Below are 16,474 nucleotides of genomic sequence, written 5' to 3' on the forward strand. Positions count from 1 at the left end.
GTCACTGCGGCAGGCGCATCAGCATGATGACGTGCTTGTAGTCGGGCAACGGCTCTCCGTCGATCTCGACCAGCGGCGTCAGCAGGCAGGGCTTGCCGGGCGCGGTGAACGCGAAGTTCACGTAGGGGGTGTCGAGGGCGTTCAGGGCGTCCAGCAGGTAGTGGGGGTTGAAGCCGGCCGCGGTCATCGACAGGCCGTTGCCGGTCTCGTCCACGACGGTCGCCTCCACGGCCTCGACGGCCTGGGCCTGGTCGCCGGTGGCGGCCTCGAGCGTGATGTGGTCGTCGGCGATCACCATGCGCAGGGACGTGTTGCGCTCGGCGACCAGCGCAACGCGCTTCACGGCGGCGACGATCTCGCCCGTGTTTGCGCGGACGGTCACGCTCGGCTGCACGTTCATCAGGTGGCGCACCTTCGGGAACTCCCCGTCCAGCAGGCGGGTCGTGATCTGGCGGACGCCGTTGGTGCCCTCGCCCTCGAAGCCGATGAGGCCGTCGCCCCCGTCGCCTGCTGACAGGCTGAGGGAGATCTTCTCGCCGGCCGTCATGGACTTGGACGACTCGGCGAGCACCTTGGCGGGCACGAGCGCGGCGGCCTCGGTGTTGCGTGAGGTCGGGCTCCAGGGGAGCTCTTTGAGCGCCATGCGGTAGCGGTCGGTGGCCAGTAGCGAGAGGGTGTCGCCCTCGATCTCGAGGCGGACGCCGGTGAACACGGGCAGCAGCTCGTCGCGTCCGGCCGCCACGACCACCTGCGAGACGGCCTGAGCGAACGTCTCGGGGGTGATCGTGCCGGTGGAGACGGGCATCTCGGGCAGGTCGGGGTACTCACCCACCGGCAGGAGCTGCAGGGTGAAGCGCGCGGAGCCGCAGGTGATCTCCATCTTGGAGTTGTCGGCGACCAGGTCGACCGGCTTGGCGGGGAGGCTGCGGGCGATGTCGGCCAGCAGGCGGCCCGACACGAGCGCCACGCCCTCGTCGTGGACGTCGGCGGTCACGGCCACCTTCGCGGAGGTCTCGTAGTCAAAGCTCGACAGCAGCACCTGGTTGCCGGACGCCGCGATCCGAAGGCCCGCCAGGATCGGGACGCTCGGCCGGTTCGGCAGGCTGCGCGCCACCCACTGGACGGCGTCGGCCAGGACGTCACGCTCGACACGAATCTTCACTGATGCTCCCAGGTCGTTACGGCACGCACCCGTGGGTGCGCAGGCGGCTGCTGTCCGATCCTATCGTGATGGCCGACCGGCTTCCGGTTGCCCACACCCGGGCTGGTTCGTGAGGTTTAGGAGAAGGAGATGTCTAACTACTCTTCATCGTCATCACGGATGTGGATCAGGTGGACAACCACCATCCCCCGCTGTCACCTCGGCGTTTCGCCTCGGACGGGTGTGTGGGCAAGTCGAAACTACACGGGGAGGATTTGTGGAGCCCGATCCGGCCCGTTCTCCCTGTCCACACCTGACCCAACTTGTCCACAGGTTTGTTGGGGAGAACTTCCCCAGCCCCCCATCCGCCGAGAGCCCCGGCCTCACGCGCCGAGGGCCCCGGTTCCGTCCGCCCACAGCCCCTGACGGGGGCTGTCGACGCGCGAAGCAGGGGCCCTCGGCAGGAAGGACCGGGGCTGTCGGCGGAGAAGGTGGGGTAGGGCTATCAGCGGGCGGAGGCGGCCTGCTTGATGCGGTTGGTGAGCTCGGTGACCTGGTTGTAGATCGTGCGGCGCTCGGCCATCAGCTGGCGGATCTTCTTGTTCGCGTGCATGACCGTCGTGTGGTCGCGGCCGCCGAAGAGGCGTCCGATGGCGGGCAGCGAGAAGTCGGTGAGCTCGCGGCACAGGTACATCGCGATCTGTCGGGCCGTGACCAGGACGTGCGTGCGGGCCGGGCCGCACAGGTCGTCCACGGTGATGTTGAAGTAGTTCGCCGTCTGGCTCATGATCAGCGGCGGCGTGATCTGGGCCTCGACCCCCTCGGGGATGAGGTCCTTCAGCACTTCCTCGGCCAGGCGCATGTCGACCGGCTGGTGGTTCAGCGACGCGAACGCCGTGACACGGATCAACGCGCCCTCGAGCTCGCGGATGTTCGTCGCGATCTTGCCGGCGATGAACTCCAGCACCTCGGGCGTGGCCGACAGGTGCTCCGACGTCGCCTTCTTCCGCAGGATCGCGATGCGCGTCTCCAGGTCGGGCGGCTGGATGTCGGTGAGCAGGCCCCACTCGAACCGGCTCCGCAGGCGGGGCTCCAGGGCCTCCAGCGCCTTCGGCGGGCGGTCGGACGTCATCACGATCTGCTTCTGCGCGTTGTGCAGCGTGTTGAACGTGTGGAAGAACTCCTCCTGCGTCTGGATCTTGCTCTCCAGGAACTGGATGTCGTCGATCAGCAGGACGTCTATGTCGCGATACGTCTTCCGGAACTCCACCGTCCGGTTCTCCGAGATCGCGTTGATGAAGTCGTTCGTGAGCTCCTCGGTGGAGACGTACTTCACCCGCACCTGCGGGAAGTACTGGCGCACGTAGTGGCCGATGCCGTGCAGCAGGTGGGTCTTGCCCAACCCCGAGGGGCCGTAGATCATCAGCGGGTTGTAAGACTTGCCCGGCGCCTCCGCCACGGCCACCGCGGCCGCGTGGGCGAACCGGTTCGACGACCCGATGACGAAGTTCTCGAACGTGTACTTCGGGTTCAGCCGGTCGCCGTTCGAAGCGCCCGGCACGGGTGCGGCACCCATGCCGAGCGTGGGGGCGTCCAGCGGCAGCTCGGGGGACGCCGTGGCGTCCTCCAGGTCAGTCTCCAGCGACGGGTCGACGGAGACGGCGAGGTGGATCGGACGCCCGAAGTGGCCGGCCAGCGTCGACTCGATCCAGTCGCGGTGCCTGACGGCGACGCGCTCGCGGGAGAAGTCGTTCGGGACGGCGATCACCAGGGTCGACTCGTGCAGGGCCAGGGGCTTGGCGGCCTTCACCCAGGGCTTGATGGGAGTGCCGGCCAGCTCACACACCTGGTGCCATGCCCCCGTGAGGGCACCGGTGCCGTCCTGGGTCATGAATCACTTCCCTTGGTCGTTCGTCCACATCACTGTCCACACGGTGTGGACAACTATGCACGATGTGCGACGCGCCCCGACAGCGGGGGTGCACTGCGTCGGCCGTGGAGAGCCACGCTAGCCGCAAGCGGAGGGGCCCGGCAAATGCCCCGGCTCACGTCTTGGGAGTCATCGGCGTGTCGGCTCGACTCGGACGCCCCGAGGCGTCAGCTTGCCCCGATCCGGGTTCGCCGCGTATCGTTGGACAGTCGCCGCCCAGGGCGACGCCTGTGTCCACGTGGGCACAGCCGATCCGCACCCGTGGTCACAGAATGAGGAGATTGGCGTGAGCAAGCGCACTTTCCAGCCGAGCAACCGGCGTCGCAGCCGCACCCATGGTTTCCGCCTCCGCATGCGCACCCGCGCCGGTCGCGCGATCCTGGCGGCTCGCCGCCGCAAGGGTCGCGTCGAGCTCGCAGGCTGACTGACCCGCGATCGCGGTGTTGCCCGCCCCGCACCGACTGCGCGCCTCGGACGAGTTCCGCTCCGTGGTGCGCAGTGGCATCCGGGTGGGCAGGCCGACGCTCGTGCTGCACGCACGCACCAAGCAGGGCCCGCCGTCACGGGCGGGCTTTGTCGTGTCCAAGGCCGTCGGCAACGCCGTGACCCGCAACCGGGTCAAACGGCGCCTCCGGCACCTGGTCGCCGGCTCGCTCCCCTCGACCCCCGTCCCCCTGGACGTGGTCGTGCGCGCGCTCGCACCCGCGGCGTCCGGCCCCCTGGCCGACGACTTCGCCTCGGCGTGGGCGTCCGCGGTGGCCAAGCTCGGCCGCGCGTCGTGAGGGCGGCGGCATGAAACACGTGCTCATCGGCCTGCTGAAGATCTACCGCGCGGTCATCAGCCCCCTGTACGGCGACGTGTGCAAGTTCCACCCCACGTGCTCGGCCTACTCGCTGGACGCCATCCGCGCCCACGGGTCCATCAAGGGCACCTGGCTCACCCTGAGGCGCCTCGTGCGCTGCCATCCCTGGTCGCTCGGCGGTTACGACCCCGTGCCGGCCACCGACGCACAGAAGGTGCATCGTGCTTGAATTCCTCGACACGCTCATGCAGCCCATCTACTGGGTCATGTCGGGCATCCTCGTCGGCGCCCACCAGCTGTGGAGCCTCGTTCTCGACCCGAACTCGGGGTGGACGTGGGTCCTGTCGATCGTCTCGCTGACCGTCCTGGTGCGGACGCTGATGATCCCGCTGTTCGTGCGGCAGATCAACAGCTCCCGGGCCATGCAGCTGGTCGCCCCCAAGGCGCGCGCCCTCCAGGAGAAGTACGGCTCCGACCGCGAGCGGTACGGCCAGGAGGTCATGAAGCTGTACAAGGAGGAGGGGGTCAACCCCGCCGCGTCCTGCTTGCCGCTGCTGCTGCAGATGCCCGTCTTCCTCGGCCTGTTCTACGTGCTGAACGGCGCGGCGACCGGCTTGCCGAAGGGCCACTGGTTCGTGACGCGGCCCGACCTGGTCGATTCGCTGCGCGAGTCGACGATCTTCGGGGCCAAGATCTCGGCCACGCTGAGCCAGAACGGCTTCGTGATCGGCCCGACGCTGTTCGTCGCCGTGTTCCTCATCATCACCATGACCGCCTCGCTGTTCTTCATGCAGCTCATGCTGATGCGCAAGAACATGCCGCCGGAGGCGCTCGAGGGCCCCTTCGCCCAGCAGCAGAAGATGATGCTGTACCTCTTCCCGGCGATCTACCTGTTCACCGGTGTCGCGTTCCCCATCGGCGTGATGATCTACTGGCTCGCCTCGAACCTGTGGACGATCGGACAGCAGTACCTGCTCATCCACAACAACCCGACCCCGAACACCCCGGCCTTCATCGACTGGGAGGAGCGGATGCGCGCCAAGGGCAAGGACCCGGCCGAGATCATCCGTCAGCGCACCGCCAAGGTGCGCCGCAAGCGCACCGGCCCCGTGGCCGCCGGCGACCCGACCCAGGTCGCGCGCCAGGGCACCGGCGGCAGCACCGCCGCCCCCGCGTCCACCGAGAAGGCGGACGCCGACGGCTCGACCAACCAGCGCGTGAGGCGGCAGCAGCCCAACCGCCAGACGCGCGCCAACCGTAAGCAGGCCCGCCCCCGCCCGTCGGGGGAGCCCACGAAGGAGTGAAACCCATGAGCGAGGACACCCACGTCATCACGGCCGAGGCCACCGACGGCGTCGAGTCGAGCGAGCCCATCGTGGCCGCCGACGCCGCCGAGGAGCCGGCCGACGAGGCGACGGACGCCCCCCGCGTCAGCAAGCGCGAGGAGGCCCTGAACAACGAGGGCGAGATCGCCGCCGACTACCTCGAGGAGCTGCTCGACATCGCCGACCTCGACGGCGACATCGACACCTTCAACGAGGGCGGTCGTGCCCACGTCTCGATCATCACCGACTCGGATGCGCTGGTCGGCAAGGACGGCGAGGTGCTGGACGCCCTCCAGGAGCTCGCCCGCCTCGCCGTCATGACCGAGACCGGCCACCGCTCCCGGCTGATGCTGGACGTCGCCGGCTATCGCGACCGCCAGCGGGCCACCCTCCAGGACCTCGCCGGCGACGCCATCGCCGAGGTGCAGGAGAGCGGCGAGTCCGTCCGCCTCGCCCCCATGAACCCGTACCAGCGCAAGATCGTCCACGACGCGGTCGCCGCCGCCGGCCTCGCCAGCGAGTCGGAGGGCGAGGAGCCCAACCGCCGCGTGGTCGTCCTGCCCAAGGGCTGACACCCATGGGTCTTTCAGGGCCCGACGCACCTGACGCCGCGGCCCATCCGGCCGCGGCGTCCGTGTTCGGGGACGAGGCCGGCCGCGCGGACGTCTACGCGCGGCTGTTGGCGACCAAGGGCACCGAGTGGGGCCTGATGGGGCCCCGCGAGGTGGACCGCATCTGGGATCGCCACGTGCTCAACAGCGTCGCCGTCGGCGAGGCCATCCCGGCGTCGGCGCGCGTCGTGGACGTCGGCAGCGGCGCCGGCCTGCCGGGCATCCCGCTGGCGCTGGCCCGCCCGGACCTCCACGTGAGCCTGCTCGAACCGCTGCTGCGCCGGGCGACCTTCCTCACCGAGGTCGTCGCCGAACTGGGCCTGGGCGACCGGGTCGTCGTGGTGCGCGGACGCGCCGTCCCCGCCGGTGACAACGACCCGCTCGGCCACCACGACCGCTACGACGCCGTGACGAGCCGGGCGGTGGCCCCGCTCCCCCGCCTCCTGGGCTGGAGCGCGCCGTTGCTCCGCGAGCACGGCACCATCGTCGCGCTGAAGGGAGCCTCGGCTCCCGACGAGGTGGCGGCAGCCGCTGCCGACCTCAAGCGGCATCGGCTCACGGCGTCCGTGGCGTCGGTGACGACGCACGAGGGCGCCGACCCCACCTGGCTGGTCGTCGCGTCCCGCTGACCGGTGGCCTAGGGTCGGGGGCATGCCTTCTGTCGACCATGTCCTCCGCGTCTTCACCGATCCCGACGGCCGCTTCGGGGACTTCCTCGGCGTCTACCTCGACACCGCCGACTGGTCCGACGAGCTCTGCCAGGAGCGGGCCCGGGACCGCGGTTTCAGCGAGACCGTCTTCATCGACGACGTCGCTACCGGCCGCATCCGCATCTTCACCCCCGCCATGAAGGTGCGCTTCGCCGGCCACCCCGCCGTGGGGGCTGCGTGGCTGTTGGACGCGCTGGGCCACGAGGTGCACTCGCTGACCTGCGACGCGGGCACCATCCACGTCGTCGCGACCAGGCAGGGCGCCACCGTGCTGGGAGACCCGGCTTGGATTCCGGGCGTGGAACTGCGCCAGGTGGGCTCCCCTGCTGAGGTGGACGCCTATGCGCCCTGGGCGGACTCCCACCACTACGTCTGGGCGTGGCTGGACGAGGCCTCGGGCGTCGTCCGCGCCCGGGCCTTTTTGCAGGCGGCCGGCATCACCGAGGACGAGGCCACCGGGGGCGCGGCCATGCTGCTCGCCGCTGAGCTGAACCGCCCGGTGCGCATTCACCAGGGGGCAGGCTCCCGCCTCGCGGCGGGACCGACCCATCTCGGCAAGGCCGCTTTGAGTGGCGACGTAGTGATGGACCGATAAAGCGGCGAACACCTATATCGACAAACCGAGGAATAGCTAGATAGCTATATTCACCGTCGAGGGCTTGCCTACACAGCGCCGAGGGCTTGCCTACACAGCGCCGAGGGTTTGGGTTGGGTGCGCCGAGGTCACCGCTCCGGCGGCCGGGACGCTCAAGCTCCTGGTGTGCGGCGAGGGCTGGGTACAGCCTTGTGGCGGCCAGGTCGGCCACGATCGCGTCTCGCCTGCGGTGGAGTTGATCGCGCGCGCTCCAAGTCAGCACCCAGTGGCTTCGACCCAAGGACTCCCGCCGTCATTTGTTGCGGCTCTCGCAGGCGGGGCTCGCACTTTAGTCAGAACGACTCCGGTAGATTGAACGGGTTCGCGTGCGTCTCGGAAGGATGTTGTCTTGTGACCCACTCCCCCACGGCCCCGCGCCGGGCGGCCTTCGCTGTGCCAGAGCACGATGCCGGCGGGCCGGAGGCACCAGATGATCTCGCGGTTGGTGTTTCACGTGAAACACCCTCACTCCCCCAGCCAGGCTCACCGCGCATCATGGTCGTCGCCAACCAAAAGGGTGGCGTCGGCAAGACGACCACAGCGGTCAACATCGCGGCCGGACTCGCCCAGGGCGGCCTCAAGGTCATGGTGATCGACATCGACCCGCAAGGCAATGCCTCCACCGCGCTGGGCGTCGAGCACAGCGAAGGGACGGTCGGGACCTATGAGGTATTGGTCGACCAGCACCCCCTGATCGACGCGCTTGCCCGGTGCCCGGACCTCCCTGGGGTTTGGGTGCTTCCTGCCACGATCGATCTTGCAGGGGCCGAGATCGGCCTTGTCGCGACCGTTTCACGTGAAACCCGCCTCAAGACCGCGCTGGATGGGTTCTTTGACCACTACTACGTGGACTACGTCATCATCGACTGCCCGCCCTCGCTCGGCCTCCTCACCCTCAACGCCCTCGTAGCGGCGCATGAAATCATGATCCCGATCCAGTGCGAGTACTACGCGCTTGAGGGCGTCACCCAACTGCTCAAGACGATCAATTTGGTCAAAGGACGCCTGAACGACACCCTGGTGCTGTCCACCGTGCTCCTCACGATGTACGACGGACGCACCAACCTGTCCGCGCAGGTTGCCGACGAGGTCCGCAAGCACTTCGAGCGGGAGACGCTGAGGACGGTGATCCCGCGTTCCGTGCGTGTGGCCGAGGCGCCGTCCTACGGGCAGACCGTCGTCACCTATCAACTCAACTCCGTGGGCGCGCAGGCGTACGTCTCCGCCGCCCAGGAGATCGCCGAACGCGGCGCAACCGGCTTCTGACCGAGAGGAACACCATGGCAGCACCACGTCAGCGCAGCGGGCTGGGACGCGGGTTGGGCGACCTGATCCGCCCGACGACCCCCGAATCGACGCCGGACGACCCGGGGACGCCCACCGCGGCGGCGCACCAGAACAAGGAACTCGTCGAGGCACCCGCCGGAGCGGCCTTCGCGGAGATCGCCGTCGACCGCATCACAGCGAACCCGCGCCAGCCACGTCAGGTCTTCGACGAGGAAGACCTGCACGAGCTGGTTGAGTCCATCCGCGAGGTGGGGCTCCTGCAGCCGGTGGTCGTGCGTCGCGTGGGGAACGACTACGAGCTCGTGATGGGTGAGCGCCGCCTCCGGGCGACCCGCAAAGCAGGTTTGTCGACAATTCCCGCGATCATCCGCGACACCGCCGAGCACGACCTCCTCCGTGACGCCCTCCTGGAGAACCTCCACCGCGTGCAGCTCAACCCGCTCGAGGAGGCCGCGGCCTACCAGCAGATGCTCGATGACTTCGGCTGCACACAGGAGGAGTTGGCGTCCCGCATCAAGCGCTCCCGCCCGCAGATCTCCAACACCATCCGCCTTCTGCGCCTGCCGGCGCCCGTCCAGCGGAGGGTGGCGGCCGGCGTCCTCTCCGCGGGTCACGCCCGCGCGCTCCTCATGGTGCACGACCCTGTCCAGCAGGAGCGGCTGGCCCAGCGCATCGTGGCGGAGGGGCTCAGCGTCCGCAGCGTCGAGGAGATCGTGGCGATGGGGGAGCGGCCCGAGAAGGCGCGGCGCAGCCCCACCGTCCGGACGCCGTCCCCGCGGGCCAGCCAGCTGTCCGAAGTGCTCACCGACACCCTGGACACCCGGGTCAACGTGCAGATCGGGCGCAACAAGGGCCGCATCACCATCGAGTTCGCCGGCGAGGACGACCTCGAGCGGATTCTCACCGTCCTCAGGGACGGGGTGTCCACTGAGGTATAAATCGACAAATAGTCATACGGAGGAGTGGCCCCGGCGCACCGCGCGGGGCCACTCCGCCTTGTCAGGACGCGGCTGACGTCTCCCGGACGGTCCCGATCCGGGCGCGGACGTCCTGGGTGGCGTAGTGCTCGGCCACGAACGACAGGAACGGCACGGTGCCCGCGGCGGCGATCAGGATCAGCCGTAGCCAGGGCCACCGCACGCGCCGTCCGAGGTCGTAGGCAGTGATCAGCAGGACCATGTAGAGCCAGCCGTGGGGCACTCCGGTGGCGATCACCACGGCGTCGTTGCCGCCGAGGTACTTCAGGGGCATGCCGACCACGACCAGCACGACCAGAAGGACGCCAACCACCCACGCCATCACGCGGTAGCGCAGGAGCGCGCCGCGGATGCCGGGCAACTCCTCGACGTCGATGGGGCTGTCGTCGAGCGACATGCTCATGCGTGGTCCTTCCTGGTTTCCTTGAGCGCCGCCTCCGCGGCCTTGCGTTCCTTGACGCCCATCGCGTGGGCGATCTTGATGGCCATGCCCATCCCGAAGGCGGCGAACACCCACCATTGCAGGGCATAGCCACTGTTCTGGGCCGATCCTTCGCCGGTCGGCAAGCTGACGGGCGCCTGGGTGAGCCCTTGGGCGGCCGCGTCGGGGGCGTCCAGCGTCACGAAGCCGGGCACGAGCTGCTGCGGCCACAGTTGGGCCAGCGACGGCATGCGCACCGACGCCAGCTGGCCGTCCGGGGCGTCGACAAGGATGTTGCGCTCGTCCTTCACGTCACCCTCGCCGGGCAGGAACAGGCCGGTCTCGGTGACCTGGCCGCTGGGCGGGGGAGTGATGGACGCCTCGTCCGCGGCCACGCCACGCACCACGGGCAGGATCCGCCCGTCGTGCACCTCGAACGCCGCCAGGACGCGGTACCCGCCCTCAGCGGGGATCAAGACCTGCTGGTCGGGCACGTATTCGCCGGAGAAGGTCACCTTCTTGCCGTAGATGTCGCCCACGGCACCGGCCGAACCGAGGTGGTCCTCCAGCGGCACGGGGGCCTGGGCCGCCCGGTCCTGGACGGTCTTGTTGCCCTTGTCGACGAACACCTGCATCTGCCACAGGCCCAAGAAGACCATCCCGAGGGCCACGATCGCGGCGCCGACGATGATCAGGATCTGCTTCAGGCGCGTGCTCATGGCAGGTCGGTATCCCCCGAGCGCTGCCTGGCCACCCGGACCAAGGCAGCGCACACCTCGGCGAACGAGGCGTCCGAGGCCTCGATGGCGAGCGGCAGCAGCGATGTCTCCGTCATGCCGGGGGCAACGTTCACCTCGATGAACACGGGCTCGCCGTCGCGGACGATCAGGTCGGTGCGCGAGAGGTCGCGCAGGCCGAGGGCCTCGTGGGCCGCGAGGGCAAGCTCGGCGCAGCGGGCGGCCTCGGCGTCCGACAGGTCGGCCGGCGTGACGAAGCGGGTCTCGCCGGCGGTGTAGCGGGCCGTGTAGTCGTAGACCCCCGAGCGCGGGCGGATCTCGACCGCGGGCAGCGCGCGGGGGCCCCCGCCGGTGTCGATGACCGACACGGCCACCTCGACGCCTTCGATGAACTCCTCCACGATCGCGATGTCACCGTAGGCGAACGCGGCCACGATGGCGGCCGGCAGCTCGGACGCCTGCGTCACCTTCGTGCATCCCAGGGCCGACCCGCTGCGGGCGGGTTTGACCATCATCGGGAAGCCGATCTGCTCGCCGAGCGCGGCGATCAGGTTGGCGGCGCCCAGCTCGCGGAACATGTCGTGGGGCAGGGACGACTGCCGCGGCGTCCGGAAGCCGGCGGCGCGGGCGGCGACGACCGGCGTGCTCACGGCCTTGTCGAACGCGATGCGGGACGCCGGCCCGGTCGACCCCACATAACGGATGTCGAGCAGGTCGAACACCGAGCGGAGGGCGCCGTCCTCGCCGGCCCCGCCGTGGAGGACGGGGAAGACCACCGGGTCCGCCACGGCGGCGATGGTGTCCAGCAGGGAGGCGTTCACGTCAGCCTCGAGGACGGTGTGGCCGGTGTCGCGCAGGGCCTGGGCCACGCGGCGCCCGGAGCGCAGCGAGACGTCGCGCTCGTGGGAGAGCCCACCGGCGAGGACGATGACGTTGTCGGTCACGTGTGTTCCTTACGAGACGTCCGGCGCGGGGCCGAGGTTGCGGTCGGTGTGGCGATGCTCGCCGGTGTCGAGGCCGAAGGTGGCGTGCATCTCAAGCTCGTCGGCGATCGCCTTGCCGAGCCGGCGGGTGCCCTCGTAGATGCGCTCCGGTGTCGGGAAGCAGTACGACAGGCGCATGTTCCGGCTGCCGAACCCGTCGGCGTAGAACGCCGTGCCGGGGACGTACGCGACGCGCTCGTTGACCGCGCGGGGCAGCAGCGCCTGCGAGTCGAGCCCCTCGGGCAGGGTGACCCAGACGAAGAAGCCGCCGTTGGGGCTGGTCCACGTCGTGCCGGTGGGCATGTGGGCGCTGAGGCCGTCGAGCATGGCGTCGCGTCTTGCTTGGTACATGCTGCGGAACGTGGCGATCTGGCCGCGCCAGTCGAAGTTGTCGAGGTAGTTCGCGATGGCGAACTGGCTGAACACCGGCGGGGAGAGGACGGCTGCCTCCTGCGCGATGGTGAGGCGCTCGCGGACGGCGTGGGGCGCCAGCACCCAGCCCACCCGGAAGCCCGGCGCGAACGTCTTGGAGAAGGATCCGAGGTAGATGACCTCGGGATCCATCGAGCGCATCGCATCGATCGGCTCGCCCTCGATGGTCAGAAGGCCGTACGGGTTGTCCTCGACGACCAGGACGCCGAGCTCGCGGGCCACCGCCAGCACCTCGCGGCGCCGCTCCAGGGGCTGCGTGATGCCCGTGGGGTTGTTGAAGTTCGGGATCGTGTAGAGGAACTTCACCGCCTTGCCCGCGGCGCGCAGGGCGACCACGGCTTGGCGCAGGGCGTCCGGCAGGAGGCCGTCCTCGTCCATCTCCACGTGGTGGATCTGCGCCTGGTAGGCGTTGAACGTGCCCATGGCGCCGACGTAGCTGGGCGCCTCGGCGAGGATGACGTCGCCCGGGTCGATGAAGATGCGGGTGACCAGGTCGAGGGCCTGCTGCGAGCCGCACGTGATCACGACGTCGTCCGGGTTGGCGGTGATCGCCTCCTCGGCCATCACCTCGACGATCTTCTCGCGCATGAACAGCTCGCCCTGGCCCGAGCCGTACTGCATGGCCTGGACGCCCTTGGTCTGGATCAGCTGGTCGAAGGACGCTCCGAGGTCCGCGAGCGGCAGGTCGGCGATGTTGGGCATGCCGCCGGCCAGCGACACCACCTCGGGGCGGTTGGCGACGGCGAAGAGAGCTCGTACCGCCGACACCGTCATGGAACCGGTGCGATCTGCATACTGGTCGATGTAGGGATCCAGCCGCGTGTCGCGGCGGGACGGTTCGAGAGAGCTCACCCGGCCATTCTCCCACCTCGCGGGTGAAGCTCCCAAAGGAGGCGAACGGTGCGTTCACTGGTGGCACTCGACAGCGTCGACCTGCGCACCCTCGCCTGCCCGTGGTGCGGGCGCGTGCCGCAGGGCGCGACCTTCGGCTGGAAGGCGGTCCGCGACGGTGCGGTCGTGGGGGTGCTGGCCGCGGCGTCGGCGTCCGAGCTCGGTGGGCCCTACCCGCAGGGGGCCGTGGTGGTCGTCCAGGCCTGGGTGCGCCGCGAGGACGTGCGCGAGCTCATCGGCACCCAGCTCGTGCACCGCGCGGCCGCCGCGCTGACCACCCGCCGGGTGTCGTGCCTGGTCGCGCCCGGCACGTTCGGCGTCCCCGACTGCCGGCACCTGCCCGGTGCGTTCCTGGACAAGCTCGGCTTCACCGAGTCGGTCGCCGGGCGCCAGTGGCGCATGGACCTGCGCCGCACGCTCCGCGTGCCCGAGGCGGTCCGCGGCGTCGCCGACCTGGTGGGGCGATTGGTGCGGCCGGCCCGTCCGGCCCCGGCCAATCGTTCCGGACGCCCCGGGTCCTGACCGCTTCCACCCTGCTCCACAGAAGCTCGACGCCCCGCCCGACCATCTCCGGGGGCGTCGAGTGTCGTCCCTGCGGGTGCCCACAGGGTTGGCCGAGGGGGAACCCGCATGCAAGGTCTACAGTGTAGAAATACCGTGGTGCCCATGCTCAACGACGCTGTCTCCCACCCCGCCGCGCCCGTGGCGCCCACCCACGTCGCCCCGGTCGTCGGCCGCTACCGTCGCCCGTGGCTGTTCTTCGCCCTGGCCACTGCCATCCCGTGGGCGTTGTGGCTGCTCGCCGGCGCCCTCTCCCGGCAGGGCGATCACCCGGTGCTCGTCGCGCTGCTCGCCCTGGCCGGGCTGTGCGCGCCGATCGCCGTCGCGTTCGCGATGGTGTGGCCGGACGCCGTGCTGCGCGCCGACGTCTGGCGCCGGCTGACCAATGTGGGGGAGGTGCGCTGGTGGGCGTGGGCGGTCGCGGTCCTGGTGCTCCCGGGCGCGCTGCTGCTGGGCACCGGGATCTCGCTGCTGTTCGGGTACTCACCCGACCAGTTCCTGTTCCGCGACGGGTACAGCTTCACCGGCGGCGGCCTGGTCCCCGCGTGGCTGACGCTTGCGCTCGCCCCCGTCCTGGAGGAACTGGCCTGGCACTCGTACGGCACCGATGCACTGGCGTCCCGCTGGACGGTGCTGCGCAGCTCGCTGGTGTTCGGCGTCATCTGGTTCCTCTGGCACGTGCCGTTGGCGACGATCGAGGGCCTCTACCAGGCCGAGGTCGTCGAGACCGGCTGGCTGGCGTCGCTGAACTTCGGGCTGTCGGTGTTCCCGTTCGTCATCCTGATGAACTGGGTCTACTACCGCAGCGGGCGCAACATCCCGCTCACGATCCTGTTCCACCTGGTCGCGAACTTCGGCAACGAGCTGTGGCAGACGCACCCCGACACCAAGGTGATCCAGACGGCGATCCTGCTGGTAGTTTGCGTGGTCGTGGTGTGGCGCGACCGTGAGCTGTTCCTCACCCGCCCGGGGCGGGCGATCGGATGAGCCCTGCGCGTCCGCTGCTCTCGCGGGAGCAGATCGTGGCCGCCGCGATCGACCTGCTCGACCGCGACGGCCCGGACGCCTTCTCCATGCGCCGCCTCGGCGCCGCCCTCAAGGTCGACCCGATGGCCGTCTACCACCACCTGCCCAACAAGGCCGCCCTGTTCGACGCGGTGGTGGACACCGTCTGGGCGCGCACCGTCCTGGAGGAGCCGGACGCCGACGCCACCTGGCAGCAGGTCGTGACCTCGATCTTCCACGCGCTGCGGGGCGAGCTGCTGGCCCACCCGAAGCTCGTCTCCATCGTCGCCACGCGTCCGGTGGCGACGCCCCACATGCTGACGCTCGTCGAGCGGGCGCTCGGCTGGCTGGATTCCGCCGGCCTGCCGCCCGCCGAGGCCATGAAGCTGCTTGACTGCCTCGTCGGCTACACCGTCGGCAAGGTGGCCGGCGAGGTGCGCGAACCCGTGGGCGGCCCGGGCGTCCCGCCGGAACAGGTCCACGGGGCGCTCACGCCCGAGACGCATCCTCACGTGGTGACGGCGATGACGTCCGGGTACGGCTGGCAGCCCGACGAGGAGTTCACCCGCGGCCTGGACGCCATGGTCGCGGGATGGCGTGTCGGCCCGCTCAGCTGAACGCCCGGAGTGGGGCCAACCGGAACGCCAAGTGGCGCTTCAGGGGAACCCGCCCGGGAAAGCCGAAGGGGGCCGGCCTTGCGGCCAGCCCCCTCGCGGGTTCGTTGATCAGCGAGCGTCCATCGCGACGTAGTCGCGCTCGGTGTGACCGATGTAGATCTGGCGCGGACGGCCGATCTTGTTGGCCGGATCCTTGATCATCTCGCGCCACTGGGCGATCCAGCCGGGGAGGCGGCCGATCGCGAAGAGCACGGTGAACATGTCGGTGGGGAAGCCCATGGCGCGGTAGATCAGACCCGTGTAGAAGTCCACGTTCGGGTAGAGCTTGCGCTCGACGAAGTACGGGTCGCTCAGGGCGGCCTCTTCGAGCTCCAGGGCGATGTCGAGCAGCCGGTCGTTGCCGCCGGCGCGGTTGCGCAGGATGGCGTCCGCGTGCTTCTTGATGATGGCCGCGCGCGGGTCGTAGTTCTTGTACACGCGGTGCCCGAAGCCCATGAGGCGCTCGTTGGAGCTCTTGTCCTTGACCTTGTTGACGTAGTCCTTGACGGAGATGCCGCGGTCGGCGATGTCGTCCAGCATCTCGAGGACGGCCTGGTTGGCGCCGCCGTGCAGCGGACCGTACAGGGCGTTCACGCCCGACGAGACCGACTGGTACAGGTTCGTCTGGGCGGAGCCGACGAGGCGCACGGTCGAGGTGGAGCAGTTCTGCTCGTGGTCGGCGTGCAGGATCAGCAGGACCTCCATGGCCTTGACGACCTCGTCGTCCAGCTCGTACGGCTGGCTGACGGTGCCGAAGGACATGCGGAGGAAGTTCTCGACGTAGCTCAGGGAATAGTCGGGGTACAGAGTCGGCATGCCGATCGAGTTCTTGTACGAGTAGGCCGCGATCGTCGGCACCTTCGCCATGAGGCGGTGGGTGGCGGCGTCGATCCTGTCGTCGTCGAAGCCGATGGTGTCCTGCGAGAACAGGCCGAGGGCCGTCACGCCGGCGGACAGCACGGGCATCGGGTGCGAGCGGCGCGGGAAGATGCGGAACATCTCGCGGATGCGCTCGTCGATCACCATGTGGTTGGCGACCTTCTCCGTGAAGTCCTCCAGCTGCTCCTTGGTCGGGAGCTCGCCGTAGAGCACGAGGTAGGAGGTCTCGAGGAAGGTCGACTTCTCGGCCAGCTGCTCGATGGGGTAGCCCCGGTACTGCAGGACGCCGGCGTCACCGTCGATGTAGGTGATGGCCGACTTGCACACCGCAGTGTTGGCGAAGCCGATGTCGAACGTCGTGTCTCCGGTCTGCGCCATCAGCTTGCTGATGTCGTACCCGTTGTTGCCCTGGGTGGCTTGGACGAACGGCAATTCCAGGTTCTTGTCACCGGCGGTGAACGTGGCAGGGGTCGTCATTGAACTCCTCCTTG

The 16,474-nt window shown here is 69.4% G+C and carries 18 protein-coding genes and 1 pseudogene; 12 read left to right on the top strand and 7 right to left on the bottom strand.

Annotated elements, in window-relative coordinates; all coding sequences use genetic code 11:
• Position 1 precedes the first annotated feature (1 nt).
• Both dnaN and dnaA read right to left on the bottom strand, forming a co-directional pair.
• Entirely contained in the window at positions 2–1,162 is a 1,161-nt protein-coding gene (gene dnaN / locus ET989_RS10995; protein ID WP_131168895.1) for a DNA polymerase III subunit beta, read from the bottom strand.
• 484 nt (positions 1,163–1,646) lie between these two features.
• Positions 1,647–3,032 (bottom strand): chromosomal replication initiator protein DnaA, encoded by a 1,386-nt coding sequence (dnaA, locus tag ET989_RS11000; protein WP_131168897.1) that lies wholly within the window; start codon positions 3,030–3,032, stop codon positions 1,647–1,649.
• A gap of 325 nt (positions 3,033–3,357) precedes the next feature.
• On the opposite strand from dnaA, the gene rpmH reads away from it, so the two are divergent.
• From rpmH to ET989_RS11045, 9 genes are all read left to right on the top strand, one after another.
• Entirely contained in the window at positions 3,358–3,495 is a 138-nt protein-coding gene (gene rpmH / locus ET989_RS11005) for a 50S ribosomal protein L34 (RefSeq protein ID WP_131168899.1), read from the top strand.
• 16 nt (positions 3,496–3,511) lie between these two features.
• Positions 3,512–3,853: a ribonuclease P protein component gene (gene rnpA / locus ET989_RS11010; protein ID WP_131168901.1), complete on the top strand. Its 342-nt coding sequence runs from the start codon at positions 3,512–3,514 to the stop codon at positions 3,851–3,853.
• A gap of 10 nt (positions 3,854–3,863) precedes the next feature.
• Entirely contained in the window at positions 3,864–4,103 is a 240-nt protein-coding gene (gene yidD, locus ET989_RS11015) for a membrane protein insertion efficiency factor YidD (RefSeq protein WP_131168903.1), read from the top strand.
• A gap of 16 nt (positions 4,104–4,119) precedes the next feature.
• Entirely contained in the window at positions 4,120–5,178 is a 1,059-nt protein-coding gene (gene yidC, locus ET989_RS11020; protein WP_131169052.1) for a membrane protein insertase YidC, read from the top strand.
• A gap of 5 nt (positions 5,179–5,183) precedes the next feature.
• Positions 5,184–5,771, top strand: coding sequence for a Jag family protein (locus ET989_RS11025; RefSeq protein WP_131168905.1), 588 nt, complete (start codon positions 5,184–5,186; stop codon positions 5,769–5,771).
• 5 nt (positions 5,772–5,776) lie between these two features.
• Positions 5,777–6,439, top strand: coding sequence for a 16S rRNA (guanine(527)-N(7))-methyltransferase RsmG (gene rsmG / locus ET989_RS11030; protein ID WP_131168907.1), 663 nt, complete (start codon positions 5,777–5,779; stop codon positions 6,437–6,439).
• Between the two features lie 22 nt (positions 6,440–6,461).
• Positions 6,462–7,115 carry a PhzF family phenazine biosynthesis protein gene (locus ET989_RS11035; RefSeq protein ID WP_131168909.1) on the top strand — a complete coding sequence of 218 codons (654 nt, stop codon included), beginning with the start codon at positions 6,462–6,464 and terminating at the stop codon, positions 7,113–7,115.
• Positions 7,116–7,649: 534 nt separating this feature from the next.
• Positions 7,650–8,420 (top strand): ParA family protein, encoded by a 771-nt coding sequence (locus tag ET989_RS11040; protein ID WP_131168911.1) that lies wholly within the window; start codon positions 7,650–7,652, stop codon positions 8,418–8,420.
• 14 nt (positions 8,421–8,434) lie between these two features.
• Positions 8,435–9,379: a ParB/RepB/Spo0J family partition protein gene (locus ET989_RS11045; protein WP_131168914.1), complete on the top strand. Its 945-nt coding sequence runs from the start codon at positions 8,435–8,437 to the stop codon at positions 9,377–9,379.
• Positions 9,380–9,440: 61 nt separating this feature from the next.
• Here the strand turns inward: ET989_RS11045 and ET989_RS11050 are convergent.
• The 4 genes and pseudogenes from ET989_RS11050 to ET989_RS11065 form a co-directional block, all read right to left on the bottom strand.
• Positions 9,441–9,773, bottom strand: a pseudogene (locus ET989_RS11050) (DUF3817 domain-containing protein); the annotation flags it as partial.
• 44 nt (positions 9,774–9,817) lie between these two features.
• Positions 9,818–10,558, bottom strand: a complete 741-nt coding sequence (locus ET989_RS15610) for an SURF1 family protein (protein WP_131168916.1) — start codon at positions 10,556–10,558, stop codon at positions 9,818–9,820.
• Positions 10,555–11,520: a D-alanine--D-alanine ligase family protein gene (locus tag ET989_RS11060; RefSeq protein ID WP_131168919.1), complete on the bottom strand. Its 966-nt coding sequence runs from the start codon at positions 11,518–11,520 to the stop codon at positions 10,555–10,557. The genes ET989_RS15610 and ET989_RS11060 overlap by 4 nt, the downstream gene beginning before the upstream one ends.
• A gap of 9 nt (positions 11,521–11,529) precedes the next feature.
• Positions 11,530–12,843 carry an aminotransferase-like domain-containing protein gene (locus tag ET989_RS11065; protein WP_131168922.1) on the bottom strand — a complete coding sequence of 438 codons (1,314 nt, stop codon included), beginning with the start codon at positions 12,841–12,843 and terminating at the stop codon, positions 11,530–11,532.
• Between the two features lie 48 nt (positions 12,844–12,891).
• On the opposite strand from ET989_RS11065, the gene ET989_RS11070 reads away from it, so the two are divergent.
• The 3 genes from ET989_RS11070 to ET989_RS11080 all read left to right on the top strand — a co-directional run bounded on the left by ET989_RS11070 (position 12,892) and on the right by ET989_RS11080 (position 15,065).
• Entirely contained in the window at positions 12,892–13,404 is a 513-nt protein-coding gene (locus tag ET989_RS11070) for a hypothetical protein (RefSeq protein ID WP_131168924.1), read from the top strand.
• A 144-nt stretch (positions 13,405–13,548) separates the two neighbouring features.
• Positions 13,549–14,430 (top strand): CPBP family intramembrane glutamic endopeptidase, encoded by an 882-nt coding sequence (locus tag ET989_RS11075; protein WP_165490137.1) that lies wholly within the window; start codon positions 13,549–13,551, stop codon positions 14,428–14,430.
• Positions 14,427–15,065 (top strand): TetR/AcrR family transcriptional regulator, encoded by a 639-nt coding sequence (locus ET989_RS11080; RefSeq protein WP_131168926.1) that lies wholly within the window; start codon positions 14,427–14,429, stop codon positions 15,063–15,065. The genes ET989_RS11075 and ET989_RS11080 overlap by 4 nt, the downstream gene beginning before the upstream one ends.
• 108 nt (positions 15,066–15,173) lie before the next feature.
• Here the strand turns inward: ET989_RS11080 and ET989_RS11085 are convergent, their stop codons facing one another.
• Positions 15,174–16,460 carry a citrate synthase gene (locus ET989_RS11085; RefSeq protein WP_131168928.1) on the bottom strand — a complete coding sequence of 429 codons (1,287 nt, stop codon included), beginning with the start codon at positions 16,458–16,460 and terminating at the stop codon, positions 15,174–15,176.
• Positions 16,461–16,474 lie beyond the last annotated feature (14 nt).

Source organism: Propioniciclava sinopodophylli, from assembly GCF_004324755.1.
Taxonomy (GTDB): domain Bacteria; phylum Actinomycetota; class Actinomycetes; order Propionibacteriales; family Propionibacteriaceae; genus Propioniciclava; species Propioniciclava sinopodophylli.